The sequence below is a fragment of the Stenoxybacter acetivorans DSM 19021 genome (genome assembly GCF_000745895.1).
GTDB classification, from domain to species: Bacteria; Pseudomonadota; Gammaproteobacteria; order Burkholderiales; family Neisseriaceae; genus Stenoxybacter; species Stenoxybacter acetivorans.
Window position 1 is genome coordinate 1 of the sequence record NZ_JQKE01000068.1, and the last position, 15,121, is coordinate 15,121.

The window sequence follows — 15,121 nt, forward strand, 5'->3', positions numbered from 1 at the left end:
GAGAGTGATTGCTTCTTGGCGCAACAAATGGCCGCTTTTGTCGGCGTATTTCCGTTATCCTGAAGCGATACGCAAACCGATTTACACCACCAATGCGGTGGAAGCGGTACACCGTCAATTCCGCAAGCTGACCAAAACCAAAGGTGCGTTTCCCAATGAGGACAGTCTGCTGAAGCTTTTGTATGTCGGCATCAATAAGGCATCAGAAAAATGGACGATGCCCATACAGAATTGGGGGCAGGCGGTCAGCCAATTTTCCATTTATTTCGAAGGAAGACTCGATGATATAATCAAACTGTAGGATTTAACACTGACACAGAATTTTGAACGCCCTCGTTTTATTCGCATTAACGGCTGCGGCTTTAAATGGGTCTATCGGTGTAATCAGTAAATTATTAATGAAAAGCGGTTTAAATCCTTATGACATTGCTTTTTTAAAACCCGCTATTGCCCTGTTGCTGTTAAGCGTTTTACTGTTCAGAACACCCATAAAACAACAAAAATCATTGATTTCAACATTACGGGAAACCAATTTTAAAACAGTATTATTGCACATCGGTATTTGTGCTTTATTGGGTATTTTTACTTTATTTTTATTTGAAACCATCGCTTATGAGTTTGGCAATGCGTCCAACGTGGTGGTGGTTTTAATGGCAGCCGCGGCTATTTTTGCCCTGATTTTCGGCAAAATATTATTGCAAGAAACCATCAGCTTTTCTGCTGTTTGCGGAACGGCATTGGCAATTATCGGTATTTTTGTCATCTCATGGTCAGGCAGCGGCAATATCTGGCTGGTGATGAATGCCTCTTTGGCAGGCTTGGGTTATGGGCTGTTTTCTGTCTTGGTGAAAAAATACCATTTGCGCGGCGGCATCTATTTAACTGCCTATTTATTGTTATTCGGCAGTTTGTATTTGGCAGTACCGTTTTTGTATCACGCCCACCCGTTACACATCAGCGGACAAACAGCATTGGGTTTACTGGCATTGGCAATATTGCCCACCATTCTCGGATTTTATTGTACAACCAAAGCACTGCATTATTTAACAGCGGGGAAAACGCAGGTTACTGAATTGTCAGAACCCATATTTGCAGCCGCATTGGCATGGTTATTTTTACAAGAAATACCCGGTCTGTCGTTTGTTTGGGGAGCGTTATGTATTGTTATCGGTATCGGATTGATTAACCACCTACACTTGACTTTATTTTCCCAAAAAAAGTAACACCTCCATTCTATTGGTGAAACAGTCAGTAAACAGTAATGCTGCCTGATTTTATCGGCATTTGCTTTGATTTTTCAGCGGGAATTCATGGTGTCAAAGCACTGTTTTTCGATTAGAATAGGCACATTTTATGCGCAGTTTCTAAGCCATTAAAAATTGCGCAATATGCTCAGGCTACCTGAAAAAACAGCCTTTCAAGGAATAAATGCTTCATGAACACCGATAATCAGCAAATAACCGAACCCGTATTGGACGAAAATCAGATTATGGCGTTGCGCCGTGAGAAATTAACACGCATTCGCACCCAAGGCGTTGCGTTTCCGAATGACTTCCGCCGAGATGCTTTTGCCGCCGATTTGCACCAAACGTACGATGAATTCGACAAAGCGGCATTGGAAGAAAAAGCCGTTCCCGTACGTGTAGCGGGGCGCATCATGCTCAAACGCGGCATGGGCAAAGCCAGTTTTGCCACCTTGCAAGACATGAGCGGACAAATCCAACTCTACATCAATAATCAAGGCGTGGGCGAAGCTGTTCATGAAGCGTTTAAACATTGGGACATGGGCGACATTATCGGGGCGGAAGGCGTATTATTCAAAACCAATCACGGCGAATTAACCGTGCGCGTATCCACCCTTCGTTTGCTGACAAAATCACTGCGCCCTTTGCCTGATAAGTTTCACGGTTTGGCAGACCAAGAGCAAAAATACCGCCAGCGGTATGTGGATTTGATTACCAATCCCGATACCCGTGATACCTTTATCAAACGCAGTCAAATTATTCAAACCATACGCAACGTGATGGTGGGCGAACGTTATTTGGAAGTAGAAACACCGATGATGCACCCCATTCCGGGCGGCGCGGCGGCAAAACCGTTTGCAACGCACCACAATGCACTGGATTTGGAATTGTATTTACGCATTGCGCCTGAATTGTATTTAAAACGGCTGGTGGTGGGCGGTTTGGAGCGCGTGTTTGAAGTAAACCGCAACTTCCGCAACGAGGGAATGAGTACGCGCCACAACCCTGAATTTACCATGATGGAGTTTTATGAAGCATTTGCCGATTATCGCCGCATGATGGATTTAACCGAAACCATTATCCGCACCGCCGCCATCGAAACCACCGGCTCTGCCATGGTGCGCTACAACGACCAAACCGTGGACTTAAGTCTGCCGTTTGCCCGGATGACCATTGTTGAAGCCATTTTACATTTTAACCCCCAATACAACATCGAAGAATTGAATAATGAGCATTGGTTGAAAACCGAAATCAAAAAACACGGCAGTGCTTTGCCGCCCGCACCCGGTATTGGCAGCTTGCAATTGGCATTGTTTGAAGAATGTGCCGAAGCCAAATTGTGGCAGCCGACATTCATTATTGACTACCCCGTTGAAGTCTCTCCTCTGGCACGCGCTTCCGATACCCAACCCACGTTAACCGAACGTTTTGAATTATTTGTCGTGGGGCGTGAATTGGCAAACGGCTATTCCGAGTTAAACGACCCTGAAGACCAAGCTGCCCGATTTAAAGCGCAAGTAGCACAAAAAGATGCGGGCGACGATGAAGCCATGCACTATGATGCCGATTATATCCGCGCTATGGAATACGGATTGCCGCCCACAGGCGGCTGCGGCATCGGCATTGACCGCTTGGTGATGCTGCTGACCAACGCACCGTCCATTCGCGATGTGGTGTTGTTTCCGCAAATGCGCCCGGAATAATCGGCTTGAATTTCCGTGTTTAAAACAAAACGGCTGCCTGTAAAATTTATGGCAGCCGTTATAAAAACAATTGCGACAATCCACCGTTTCTTACTGAAACGTGAGCAAGGTGGATTATTGCATTTTCTTCACTGTCTTTTTGTCATAACAACTTCTTTGTATTTCATGATTTTATTGATGAAGTTTTTTAGGCTATCTATGACATGATTTTAATTATCCTGCCTATCAAGATATTCCGGCTTAATAATTTTCAGCAATAGATAATCTCGTTCGCGTGTATTTCTTTTTAATTCCTCAACGATAATAGCAACCAGTTCATCCTTATGGATATAATAATCAGGGTATAATTCATTGGTAGTTTTGATAAAATACTCAGCTATATCATATGGTTGATAATCTTTTTGATTTCTATATTTTTTATTTTCATTAACATAGAAAACTATTTTTTGGTAGGTATTGTTTAGATGATTTTCACATTCCTGCATCAATATAACAGCTGGTATACCGCCGTCGGTATAGGGGATTTTAGTTGTTAAACCAGAAGGGATTGTTTGGAAAGAAGATTTATCCCTTAAGCTATTATTATATGGATTTGGTGCATTATCAAATAAATACCGAAAAGCACTTTCATAGCGAACTAGTTTTAAAACATCTCGCGTGAATTGCTCTGCTTTCTTAGCAAAAGCAATTTTATACAGTTCTTCTTCTGATGTTCTGACTGAAGAGATGGAATTTTCTCCACATTTTGGGTAAGAAGAAGATTTACTTATTATAATAACTTCAGATGAAGATAACTTTGAAAACAGTACTATAAAAGCAAATAGAGAAAATTTAATGTTTAGCATAGAAACTTACCTCTCTTCAAAAAATTAACTACTTCATTAATTTAAACCTTACCCTGATATACGAGTTACCTATCAGAGCAAGATTTTAATCAGCATGTGGTTTGGGAGAGCTAAGAATCTCTCTCAAATACCGAATTACTTCCGCCTTAAAACAAGGGAGGTATTTATTTTATTATATTTATTAGTAAATAATCTCGTTCTCTTGGTTTATCTTTTAAAATATCCGCAATAAGAAAAATCAATTCTCCTTTATCATAACGGTAATCAGGATATAATTCATTTCCTATCTTAAGGAAATATTGTGCGATATCAAATGGACTGTCTTTTAAATTTATATCATTTTGATTTTTGATTACGTAAGAAATAATATTTAAGTAGCTATTTTCTAAAAAAATAGAGCAATATTGTAATGAAATTAATGAATTACTCATTGAATCTTTATAATCAAAATTGCTATCTATTATTTTAAATTTATCTCTACCATTTAGTTTTCTTGAGTATTCTTGTTCAAACAAATAATCCAGAGCATTATTTTCTCTGATAAAAATTAGAGATTTACGCATAAAATTTTCACGTAATAGTGAAAATTCTGCTGAAGCATAGGCTGGCGGCATTTTAACACTGTTACATATTGGTTGAGGAATAATTCCAAACCCCAGTACTACTTCTGCTCTTAATGAATTTGCAATAAAATAAAAAAATAAAAAAATCATTAATGGTTTTTTTAAGAAGGTAAACATGCTTTATTCCTTATTTATTTTTTGTCTAACTTTAAATTTAAATGTATGTCATTGCAAAGTTAAAACTCATGTATTATTACATTTTTATAAATTTCAAAGAAATCAATCAGGTGTTTGGTAGAGAGAAATCTCTACCAAACTATTACCAATAACCCAAAATAATTAAAATCCTATAAATTACATAGTGTTATTTCGATTTTTTATTAATGGGTTTAGGAATGGGGATTTTCCCACCTGGGGTAAGATGAGAATTGATACTCTTATCCTTATAATAAAAAGCTACTTTTTGATCATTTTTTTGTGTTGTAATATACCCATCCTTTGTAATGGTTGTTGATTGATTTACTACTTTTGTTAATTTATTTACTTTCTGGCTATCTAAACTCCAAATATATTCAATTTTAAAAATAGATTTTCCTCCGTTTGTAAAAGGGAGCGGAATTTCATATTCATTTTGACCGCCGTAGACAGTATCTTGCATTCCTGTATCAGTCCCCTTACCTTTTTCAAATTTATTCGCTACTGCATGTACCCACTCACTATGTCCCCCTTCATATTTCCCATGAGGCTGATTATGTCCTTCTACCAACAATCCTGTTGCAGTCGCATAACTTTCTAATTCAGCAAAGTAAAGTGCACCAAAATTAACGGTATCGGGTAATACATATACTTTTGCAATAAATCCACTATCTAATACGTCTTGGGTATGTATTTTACTCAGTATCTCAAATTTCAATGAGCTGGGTGTGATAATACGTATGGTAATACTCTTTTGCGCACTCCCCAGCTTCGCTTTTACTGAAACCGAACCCGCCTTATCCAAAGCAGTGAAAGTAATGCTTTTGGAAGGCACGGTTGTTTTTATCTGACGAGGTGTAACCAAATCAGAAGGTACTTCCCACAGAACAGGGATATTGGAAAAAATGCTAATCTTTTCACCGACCCCAATGGTGGTGCGGTTTCGGTTGGCGGGTAAGATTGCTGCTGTTTCAGAGCTTAAAATAATTTTAGGCTCAATAATTTTAATGGTGATGCTTTTTTGTTTGTGCTCCGTTCTGGCGGTAATGGTTACCGCTCCCGCTTTATCCAAAGCGGTTAAAGTAATGCTTTTGGAAGTACTGGTTGTTTTTATCTGACCGGGTGTAACCAAATCAGAAGAAACTTCCCAATAAACCGGTATATCAGAAATGATTTTAATTTTTTCGCCCATAATAATGGTGGTGCGGTTTTTTTCGGGCGGTGTAACCGATATAACTTCTGTGCTCAAAAGAATATCTTCAATTACTTCATATTGATAACTCCATACCGGCAATAATTTGTCTCGCTCTTCCACAAAATAACCTCCGGTTGGCAACAGACAAACATCTTCACCCTCGCTTACTTTTTCAAATTTCCCCTTCTTTCTTTGATTGATTTGTTCTTGGCAATGTTGCTCGGGCGTTAAGCCTTTTAATTCTTCGGGAGGATAGGTATAGCCTCCTAGACCTCCGCGCCAAATGACTCTAAGTAATTTATTTCTTTTCGGATTTGCCAATTTTTATCTCCTTTTTTCTGTTATCGGCATGGTTTATTTCTCTCAAATCACGCAATTATTCTACAAGAAACAATCGAAATAATAAAGTTATTTTATGGATTTTCGTTATTTTAGGTGTATTATGCTAAATTAAAACTGCATGATTATTTCTTTTAAAACATTATCTTGTTGTGTGTGGGGGCTGTATTTGCTTGGGTTTTGTTGCTGCTGACGAGAATGATAATTAGTCACATGGGCGATGGGGCAAAACGGTACACATTGACTTGACTCCATACTTATCACGGTTTGGTCAATAAATTTGGTGATTGCTTGCGTTTATGGTCAAGTGCAGCCTGCATGAAAAAAGTGTGCACTTTGGTGATGAAGACATTGATGCGCCGTAACGCTTAGTTCTCTTTCGCTAACTCTTTGATGTGCCGACGTAAAGCTAAGTCATCATTACCAACCGATTTGATTGATTTCTGCTTGCTTCACCCAAGTACGCAAAGTTTTGACACAACAACCGATTTTTTCAGCAACCGAACGCATGGCTGTCCATCGCGTTCGATGATGATGTTGTTGCTGTTCTTGATACAAACGCACTGCGCATTCTTTAATTTCGAGGAATAGATTTTTTGACCATGACTGAAACTCTCTCAAAATGCTCAGTCTCTGAAAAAATTGGGGAGCGAGTACGGTTTTTCAGGCAGCCTTATTTATTATCTACCCGCATCTGCTGAATTTATTTGCAGCGGCTATTTTTTCGCCAGCATATCCAATATGCCCGCTAACCGCGTTTTTCCTTCTTCTTTACTGACTATAGGTTCGCTGCCTTTGCGTCCTAAGATTTTAATGTCGTCCGTTGGCATTTCATCGATAAAACGGCTGGGGTCGGGAAACTCCCAATTACCCGCACGTTTGCGTTTAACACAATGAGTCAGTGTGAGTGTGCTGCGGGCGCGGGTGATGCCTACGTACATCAGGCGGCGTTCTTCCTCCACATTGCCTTCGTTTATGCTGTCGGCATGAGGGAATAAACCTTCTTCACAGCCTGCCAAAAACACGTGCTGCCATTCCAAACCTTTGGCAGCATGCAATGTGGATAAATTAACCGCATCTGATTCTTCCGTGTCTTTGCCTTCCAGTAAAGTCATCAGGGCAATGGTTTGTGCGATTTCAATGATGTTTTTGCCGTCTTCTTCGCCTTTTCGGCTAATCCAACGCAACAAATCCTGCACATTCCGCCATTTGATTTCGCCGCTTTTACCCTCTTCAGCGGTTAATAAATGGGCTTCATAAGCGATGTCTTGCAACAGATTTTGCAATAAACTGCCTGCCGCTATTTTTTCGGCATTGCGCTGATAAGTCTGCAATAAATCCATAAATGTTTGCACATGAACGCGGTTCTGAGTATTGAGCTCCGCTAAAGCGGTTTCACTTTTGGCTGCCTGAAACAAACTGCACTGCGCCGCTTGTGCATAATGATTTAATTTAGACAAAGTGGCTTCGCCGATGCCGCGTTTGGGTGTGGTAACCGCACGCAGAAACGCGGGGTCATCATCGCTGTTTGCCAACAGCCGTACATAAGCGAGTACATCTTTAATTTCAGCTTTGTCAAAAAAACTTTGTCCACCGGAGACACGATAGGGAATGCGGCGGCTGCGCAAAGCCTCTTCCAATACGCGCGATTGATGATTACCGCGGTACAACACCGCAAAATCAGCGTAGCAAACACGATCGCCGCTAATGTTTTTGTGATAGGCAATGCGATCAACAATCACTTCTGCCTCATGCGTTTCATGCAGGCATGCAATCACGTGAATCGGTTCACCCAAACCATATTCACTCCACAGCGTTTTGGGAAATAATTTGGGATTATTGGCAATCACCTGATTGGCAACACGCAAGATACGGGCGGTAGAACGATAATTTTGTTCCAGCTTGATGATTTTGAGTTGCGGATAATCTTGTTGCAGCAAACGCAAATTTTCCATGTTTGCGCCGCGCCAAGCGTAAATGCTTTGATCGTCGTCACCAACGGCGGTAAACATGCCTTCCGCACCGGTAAGCAAACGCATCAATGCGTATTGACAATTATTGGTGTCTTGACACTCGTCCACCAGCAAATAGCGCAAACGCCGCTGCCATTTGTGGCGCAATTCACTGTTTTCACGCAGTAAAGCAGCGGGAATACGGATTAAATCGTCAAAATCAACTGCTTGATAACTCATCAATGTGGCTTGATAACCCGCATATAAAGCAGCAATTTGCCGTTCCCAATCATTCTCTGCCTGTACGGCAGCGATTTCGGGTTCAATAAAAGCATTTTTCCACAAAGAAATTTGATGCCGCGCCCGAAACAAAGCCTCGCGTCCGCTGCTGCTGAATAATTCACCGATAATTTTGCCTGAATCAGCTGAATCCAGAATTGAAAATTGCTTTTTATAACCCGCAGCCGCCGCTTCTTCACGCAAGATGCGCATGCCCAATGAATGAAAAGTACACACAGTCAAACCGCGTGTTTGCGGTTTACGCAACAGTTGCCTTACCCGCTCCTGCATTTCTTTGGCGGCTTTATTGGTGAATGTAATCGCTGCCACTTGATGCGGCGGATATTCGGCTTCTTTAATTAAATAAGCAATTTTTTGAGTAATCACCCGCGTTTTGCCGCTGCCCGCGCCCGCCAACACCAACAACGGACCGCCTAAATAATGCACGGCTTCGCGCTGCTGTGAATTAAAACTCATGAGAATAAATTATTTGCCGCATTCCAGATCTTTTCTACGCTAAGGCTGCCTGAAGCTGTGCTTCGATTTCATCGGCATCAAATGATTTGGCAATCAATTCAAAGCGGCTGTCGCGCCGCCAAGAAATATGATTCGCGCCCCATTGTCCATCAGTCCAGTTGAGCCATACCCATGTTCCCAAGACTTGAAACACACCTTTGGCGCGCACCAAGCCATCGCAAAATTTGGGTAAATCATTAAAAAATTGGGTAATGCGTTCACCGTCGAATTGCTTTTCTGCACTGAAAGTAAACCCTTGCGATTGATAACCCAATTCCAAATCGGGCAACGCTTTGATGCGATAACGGCTTTTGGCGGCAGTGGGCGTATTCAGCCATTCAATATCCATTTGTGCGTTTTTCACTTCGGCAATCAAGGCCTTGGGCGGAAATAATTTGGCGGCGCGTTCACGGAATAAATTCATGGTTTCTTCGCTGCATAAATCGGTTTTGCTTGCCACCAACACATCAGCCACGCTGATTTGATCTTGATACAAAGACTGGCGGGCATAGTCATCACTGACAAATTGGCGCGGATCAATCAAGGTAAATACAGCCCCGATAGCCAACTCATCACACAAAGGCTTGGCTTTGAGCTCATCAATGACGCCGGCGGCATGTGCCAAGCCGCTGGCTTCTATCATAAGACGGTCAGGTGTATTGTCCATCAGCATTTTTCTAACCGTGTCAGTCATTTGTGCGCCCGCCACACAACACAAACAACCGCCCGACACTTCGGCAACGGGTATGCCGTTATCGCTCAATACTGCACCGTCAATGCCGATTTCACCAAATTCATTAACGACAATCACCCATTGTTCACCTGCCCATTCTTCATGCTCGTTTTTCTGCGCCATCAGGCTTTTAAGCGCAGTGGTTTTACCCACACCTAAAAAACCAACAAAAAGGTGAACTTTGGTTTTGGGATTACAATTCGGCATAAATACCTTGTATTTAATCTATTTGAATCAATTGGGAAAAACTAAATTTCAGGCTACCTGAAACGCAGGTAACCACAATGCGGCAACCTGCTTTACATCGGTTTCTCTGCCCAAACATTATTCAGCAACAGCCAAGCTCGGTTATTCAGTGGTTTCGCTGATTTCATTCTCCGTTTGATCAGCAACCACTTTCCAGCTGACTTTCTCATCGCTCCGCTCTGTTTTGAGCCACTCTTCGAAACCAATGCTGTTTTGCGGCGTGGCATTGAGGGTGAAATTCGGTTTGTCGGTATAATTCAAGCGCATCCACACTTGCAATTGCGCATTTTTGGCAATAGTGCCTTCGGTTATCTTATGCAGCATATCACCGATAAGCAAATTCTCACTCACCGCCAACAAACGGCCACGACCATCAATATACGCATCGTACTGCACATCTGTTAAAGTAATGATTTCATCGCCTTTGGCTTTGATTTCAGCATATGTCGCCGCCACACCATCAAAAAGTGCGGCAGTGCTGCGAATTTTGTTGATTTCTTCTTCACTGCGTTGTGCGTTGGCGGGTGTGTTTGCGGCTGCCTGAATCTCTGATTGCAGGCTTTTAATCACACTTTCCACCAACCGATTGCTTTGCGCTTCATCTAAAGTCATGCGCACTCGATAGCGCGCCCCGATTTGTTTGCCTGCCTCGTCCATTTCCAAACGCTGAAATGCTGTTTTATCCACCGATGCATAGCCTTGCATCACCGCACCGGGCAAGGCTTTCATCAATAGCGGCATATCAATCTGCTTTCTCATAGACTCGGGCAATTGCATGGTCAACAAACGCCCATTTCGTTGTTTATCCATAAACTGCTCTATGAGATTATCCGGAAGATCAACAACCAGTGATAAATCCATTAAATTGACTTGCACCGGCATTTTGACTGACAACAATACATTTTTGGCTTCATAGCGCAATTCGGGTATTACTTCCATTTTGCCCTGATGCCAATCAACCGCACCGGTATAAGGCACAGAAATGGACTCAGACAGTTTCAACAAGAGACGTTGTTTTCTAGCCTGTTTTTCAAGAGTCTCTCCAGAAGCCGCATCTTCGCAGCCTGCTGAAATGCTTGGGTCTTCTGATTCTTGTCGGCTGCCTGAAAAAGCCGCATCATCGCAAGAAACAGGCATAACTTCGCTGCATGTTGTGTTTGCGTCCCCGCATTCAACACCACCGCCGGCATCAAAAGAAATTTTGCCGTCAAAATTATATTGCGTGTCTTTCGTGAGGTTGCGCTCAAACGAATAACGCAATAATTCATCAGGTGATTTATCGTCTAAGTTGGCACAAGCAGACAACAACACCGCCAAAGCGAACACACCCCATGATTTAAATTTAATCAAATTGAACACAATAATTTCCCCTCAATAAAACGGTTTAATTGAATAACAAACACACCTTAACGAAACAACGAAAAGCAAAAATACAATCATTCATTTGATTTTGATAAAGCAAGCCGCCGATTATTTCATTGCCAATAAGTTTTTTTATGCCTCAAATACGGCTAGCCAAAACAAGACACCGCAATCGGCAACAAGCAAAAAATGTACTACAAAACCAGCTGATGCGCACTCACCCCGTGTTCGTCAATCCGCAAGTAACCGCCGCAGCCATTTTCCCAATCTTGAATCACATAACGTGCAAAATTTTTATCACCCAATCGGTGCTGATGCACCATCGGACGATGTGTGTGTCCATGAATCAAGGTTGGTAAAATATCATTATCCGCAAAGGTTTGCATTAAATTTTGAATACCGTTTTCAGTGGCATCGGAAATTTCGCTTTTGCCGTCTTCACTTTTACGGGTTTCGCTCATCTGCCGAATCTGCCCCGCCAATAAACGCCGCTCTTCCAAGGGTTTACTCAATACAAACATTTGCCACAAAGGATTGCGCGACTGCTGCCGAAATTGCTGATAAGCCAAATCATCGGTACACAATTCATCGCCGTGCGTCAGTACATAATCTTTACCGTACAAAGTAACCTTGTGCGGAGAAGTAATAATTTTTACACCCGTTTCGGCAGCAAAAGCACTGCCCACCAAAAAATCACGATTGCCGTGCGCCCAGTAGATTGGCGTGTGCTGCGTGAAAGTACGCAAGGTTTCTTTGATGCCCCGCGCAAACGCACTGTCATCATCATCGCCCACCCACACATCGAAAAAATCGCCCAAAATATACAGCGCATCAATATTGCCCTGCCATTGTTTCAGGCTACCTGAAAACAATTGGTTCAGCGCGGGGGTATTTTCTGCCAAATGCAAGTCGGCAATCAATAATGTTTTATTCATAACCATGTTTTTGCCAAATTATTTTTGAAAAAGAGCAGAATAAACCGTTTCATCAAAGCCCGCCGACACTTGGTCATCATGAACCAGTATCGGGCGTTTAATCACAGACGGATACTGCATCATCAATGCAACCGCATTGTCGGCATCTTGCGCGGCGGTTTGTTCATCGGCACTGAGCTTGCGCCATGTTGTGCCTTTGCGGTTGATTAACACATTCAGCGGAATCTGTTTCAGCCAGCCTTGCAGCAAAGCGGCATCAGGTGCTTGCTTTTTAAAATCAACAAATTCGGCAGCCACATGGTTTTCAGCCAGCCACTGCCGTGCTTTTTTCACCGTAGCACAATTGGCAATACCGTAGATTCTGGTCATAAAAATCACTCTTAAAAGACATTTCATATTATAACGTGATTTTAATCAATAAAAGGCTGCCTGCAAGAATACCAATCATTTTTCTGTTGTGATGATTAAGAGGCGAAGCACGGCGGCAATTTGCTTTTTTATATAACGCACATCAAAAACCAGCTATATCTTTAAAAATAAACAGATAATTTCATAGCATTTATGAATCGGTAAATAATATAAATTAACGACAAAATGAAAACACTTGCGTATTTAAAATTACCTAATTACAATACGCCGCTTATTCACAGCAGTAGCGGTGAATTGACTGGGGGTATAGCTCAGTTGGTAGAGCGCTTGCATGGCATGCAAGAGGTCAGCGGTTCGATCCCGCTTACCTCCACCAGATAAAACAAGGACTTAAGCTGATAAGCTGAGTCCTTTTTTGTTTTATAAAAATATAATTGGCTGATTTATCTTATGTTAAAGTTTACGCTATTGAAAACCGACGGCGGCGCGCGGCGCGGTGTATTGGAACTTAACCACGGCATCGTACAAACCCCTGTGTTTATGCCGGTAGGCACTTATGGTTCGGTTAAAGCGATGACGCCGCAGAATTTAGACGACATCAACGCCCAAATTATTTTGGGCAATACTTTCCACTTATGGCTGCGGCCGGGCTTGGACGCGGTGAATCAATTTGGCGGCTTGCACAATTTCATTGGCTGGCACAAACCGATACTCACCGATTCCGGCGGTTTTCAAGTATTTTCACTGGCGAAAATGCGTCGGCTTACCGAAGAAGGCTGCACTTTTCAAAGCCCGATTAACGGCGATAAATTATTTTTATCGCCGGAAATTTCCATGCAAATCCAAACCACGCTCAATTCCGATATTGTGATGCAGTTGGACGAATGTCCGCCGGGCGATGTGGATAAAACCGAAGCACAAAAATCTTTGCAGCTGAGTTTGCGCTGGGCGCAGCGGTCTAAAAATGAATTTGAACGCCTGAATAATCCCAATGCATTGTTTGGCATTATTCAGGGAGCCATGTTTGAAGATTTGCGAGAAGAATCGCTGCAAGGTTTGGAAGAAATTGATTTCCCTGGCTTGGCAATCGGCGGCTTGTCGGTGGGCGAGCCCAAGCCGGAAATGTACCGCATGCTGCGTGCAGTCGGCCCAATGCTACCTGCGCACAAACCCCATTATTTAATGGGCGTGGGTACACCTGAAGATTTGGTTTACGGCGTGGCACACGGCATTGATATGTTTGATTGCGTAATGCCCACCCGCAATGCCCGCAACGGTTGGTTGTTTACCCGTTTCGGTGATTTGAAACTCAAAAATGCGGTACACAAACACGATACCCGCCCATTAGATGACAGCTGTGATTGCTATACATGCCGCCATTTCAGCCGAGCCTATTTGCATCATTTGCATCGTGTTGGTGAAATCTTGGGCGCGCAGCTGAATACCATTCATAACCTGCATTACTATCAAACCCTAATGGCAGAAATGCGCACCGCAATTGAAAACGAACAGTTCTCCGCGTTTCAGGTAACTTTCCATGAAAACCGCCGCCGCGGCGTGCAGTGATGCTATTGTCTTACGTCTAACCGAACAGGCTTTCCGTGTCATTCACCCAAATCAAATATTTATCACTGCTCGTGTGCTGTTAAATTTGGAATATTGGCAAAGCAGTGAAGCGATAAGGGCATTGCCGCTGCCGACAATACCAAACGGCTATTATGTTCTTTTTCAAAAGAGCCATTGCGACTACAGCCGGGCTGAGTGCGTTTGCAACCAATCCCGTAGGGCGGCATTCATACGCGTTTGCCAGCCTTTGCCGGTGGCTTTAAATGCCGCCACCACATCGGCATCATAACGTATGGTTAAGGCAGTTTTATGCCGACTTGCAACGGGTCTGCCTCTGCGAATCAACACTTCACCCCGATACTCATCGGCGGCATTAAAAAATCATCATCTAATTCCGGTGCATCATCAGGATCAATCCAGCCGGACGGCATATTGGGCTTGTTCTCGTTCATTGGCTTTCCTCATGCTGATAATTCGACGGTTCTCACCGCGTGGTGTCCATATCATAACCACCATACGATTATCTAATTTACCCACAGTGATATAACGCAATGCGCCATAATCTTCGCGCTCATCTTCTACCGTAAAAGGTGTCCAGCAAAGATTTCAGCGGCACGGGCAAAATCCAAGCCGCGCACAGTAAGCGTTGTATCGCGCTTCGTGTCATCAAATTCAATTTGCATAATTTATTGTAGTTACAAAAAATAAGAAAAACAAGTATTTTTCAAACCACTGAGGGCATCTGGTACGGCTGCTGTAGTAGTGTTCAAAAATCTGTGTCAATCCCCTAAACTATTCCAAATAGGAGACAACACATGAACAACCCCATATTCGACTTTAAAACAGCACTTAAACAGCTTCAATCAGGTCAAGCACTGACAGGAAAAGACGGCATACTCACCCCGCTTATCAAACAACTGACCGAAGCTGCTCTTGATGCCGAAATCGAACATTATCTCGAACAGAACCCGCAAGAGCCCAACCGCCGCAACGGTTACACCAAAAAGACGGTCAAGGCAAATTCCGGCAGCTTTGAATTGGAAACACCGCGAGACCGAAACGGTGGTTTTGAGCCACAA

16 protein-coding genes and 1 tRNA gene are annotated in these 15,121 nt (G+C 42.7%); 6 read left to right on the forward strand and 11 right to left on the reverse strand.

The window, feature by feature from the left end:
• From Q384_RS09260 to lysS, 3 genes are all read left to right on the forward strand, one after another.
• A partial coding sequence (locus Q384_RS09260) for a transposase (protein ID WP_037587350.1) occupies positions 1–301 on the forward strand: 301 nt, incomplete at its 5' end.
• Positions 302–323: 22 nt separating this feature from the next.
• A complete protein-coding gene (locus Q384_RS09265) occupies positions 324–1,223 on the forward strand; it encodes a DMT family transporter (protein WP_037587351.1) in 900 nt (299 codons plus the stop codon).
• Between the two features lie 212 nt (positions 1,224–1,435).
• Positions 1,436–2,947 (forward strand): lysine--tRNA ligase, encoded by a 1,512-nt coding sequence (lysS, locus tag Q384_RS09270; protein ID WP_037587352.1) that lies wholly within the window; start codon positions 1,436–1,438, stop codon positions 2,945–2,947.
• Positions 2,948–3,156: 209 nt separating this feature from the next.
• On the opposite strand, the gene Q384_RS09275 is transcribed toward lysS, so the two are convergent.
• The 9 genes from Q384_RS09275 to Q384_RS09315 form a co-directional block, all read right to left on the reverse strand.
• On the reverse strand, positions 3,157–3,792 hold the full coding sequence (locus tag Q384_RS09275; RefSeq protein ID WP_037587353.1) for a hypothetical protein: 636 nt from the start codon (positions 3,790–3,792) through the stop codon (positions 3,157–3,159).
• Between the two features lie 164 nt (positions 3,793–3,956).
• On the reverse strand, positions 3,957–4,532 hold the full coding sequence (locus Q384_RS09280; RefSeq protein WP_037587354.1) for a hypothetical protein: 576 nt from the start codon (positions 4,530–4,532) through the stop codon (positions 3,957–3,959).
• A gap of 187 nt (positions 4,533–4,719) precedes the next feature.
• Positions 4,720–6,066 (reverse strand): hypothetical protein, encoded by a 1,347-nt coding sequence (locus Q384_RS09285; protein ID WP_037587355.1) that lies wholly within the window; start codon positions 6,064–6,066, stop codon positions 4,720–4,722.
• A 438-nt stretch (positions 6,067–6,504) separates the two neighbouring features.
• A complete protein-coding gene (locus tag Q384_RS13380; RefSeq protein ID WP_156956527.1) occupies positions 6,505–6,648 on the reverse strand; it encodes a hypothetical protein in 144 nt (47 codons plus the stop codon).
• 152 nt (positions 6,649–6,800) lie between these two features.
• Positions 6,801–8,792 (reverse strand): UvrD-helicase domain-containing protein, encoded by a 1,992-nt coding sequence (locus tag Q384_RS09295; RefSeq protein WP_037587356.1) that lies wholly within the window; start codon positions 8,790–8,792, stop codon positions 6,801–6,803.
• A 34-nt stretch (positions 8,793–8,826) separates the two neighbouring features.
• Positions 8,827–9,771 (reverse strand): CobW family GTP-binding protein, encoded by a 945-nt coding sequence (locus Q384_RS09300; RefSeq protein WP_037587357.1) that lies wholly within the window; start codon positions 9,769–9,771, stop codon positions 8,827–8,829.
• Between the two features lie 141 nt (positions 9,772–9,912).
• Positions 9,913–11,169: a hypothetical protein gene (locus tag Q384_RS09305; protein ID WP_037587358.1), complete on the reverse strand. Its 1,257-nt coding sequence runs from the start codon at positions 11,167–11,169 to the stop codon at positions 9,913–9,915.
• 197 nt (positions 11,170–11,366) lie between these two features.
• A complete protein-coding gene (locus tag Q384_RS09310; RefSeq protein ID WP_245608537.1) occupies positions 11,367–12,107 on the reverse strand; it encodes a UDP-2,3-diacylglucosamine diphosphatase in 741 nt (246 codons plus the stop codon).
• Positions 12,108–12,125: 18 nt separating this feature from the next.
• Positions 12,126–12,476 (reverse strand): arsenate reductase, encoded by a 351-nt coding sequence (locus Q384_RS09315; protein ID WP_037587360.1) that lies wholly within the window; start codon positions 12,474–12,476, stop codon positions 12,126–12,128.
• Between the two features lie 300 nt (positions 12,477–12,776).
• Here Q384_RS09315 and Q384_RS09320 point away from each other — a divergent pair.
• Positions 12,777–12,852 (forward strand) — tRNA-Ala (locus tag Q384_RS09320).
• 74 nt (positions 12,853–12,926) lie between these two features.
• Positions 12,927–14,042: a tRNA guanosine(34) transglycosylase Tgt gene (gene tgt, locus Q384_RS09325; protein ID WP_037587361.1), complete on the forward strand. Its 1,116-nt coding sequence runs from the start codon at positions 12,927–12,929 to the stop codon at positions 14,040–14,042.
• 180 nt (positions 14,043–14,222) lie between these two features.
• On the opposite strand, the gene Q384_RS14460 is transcribed toward tgt, so the two are convergent.
• Positions 14,223–14,390, reverse strand: a complete 168-nt coding sequence (locus Q384_RS14460) for a BrnA antitoxin family protein (RefSeq protein WP_156956528.1) — start codon at positions 14,388–14,390, stop codon at positions 14,223–14,225.
• A 63-nt stretch (positions 14,391–14,453) separates the two neighbouring features.
• Complete coding sequence (locus Q384_RS14535) at positions 14,454–14,579, reverse strand: BrnT family toxin (RefSeq protein WP_425423484.1); 126 nt, start codon at positions 14,577–14,579, stop codon at positions 14,454–14,456.
• A gap of 278 nt (positions 14,580–14,857) precedes the next feature.
• Here Q384_RS14535 and Q384_RS09340 point away from each other — a divergent pair.
• A partial coding sequence (locus Q384_RS09340; RefSeq protein ID WP_037587362.1) for a transposase occupies positions 14,858–15,121 on the forward strand: 264 nt, incomplete at its 3' end.

What these genes read in the sequence shown, in the direction of transcription:
- Q384_RS09300 (WP_037587357.1), bottom strand. Translation starts at nt 9,771, where the DNA reads ATGCCGAATTGTAATCCCAAAACCAAAGTTCACCTTTTTGTTGGTTTT.
- lysS (WP_037587352.1), top strand. Translation starts at nt 1,436, where the DNA reads ATGAACACCGATAATCAGCAAATAACCGAACCCGTATTGGACGAAAAT.
- tgt (WP_037587361.1), top strand. Translation starts at nt 12,927, where the DNA reads ATGTTAAAGTTTACGCTATTGAAAACCGACGGCGGCGCGCGGCGCGGT.
- Q384_RS09295 (WP_037587356.1), bottom strand. Translation starts at nt 8,792, where the DNA reads ATGAGTTTTAATTCACAGCAGCGCGAAGCCGTGCATTATTTAGGCGGT.
- Q384_RS09280 (WP_037587354.1), bottom strand. Translation starts at nt 4,532, where the DNA reads ATGTTTACCTTCTTAAAAAAACCATTAATGATTTTTTTATTTTTTTAT.
- Q384_RS09315 (WP_037587360.1), bottom strand. Translation starts at nt 12,476, where the DNA reads ATGACCAGAATCTACGGTATTGCCAATTGTGCTACGGTGAAAAAAGCA.
- Q384_RS09310 (WP_245608537.1), bottom strand. Translation starts at nt 12,107, where the DNA reads ATGAATAAAACATTATTGATTGCCGACTTGCATTTGGCAGAAAATACC.
- Q384_RS09275 (WP_037587353.1), bottom strand. Translation starts at nt 3,792, where the DNA reads ATGCTAAACATTAAATTTTCTCTATTTGCTTTTATAGTACTGTTTTCA.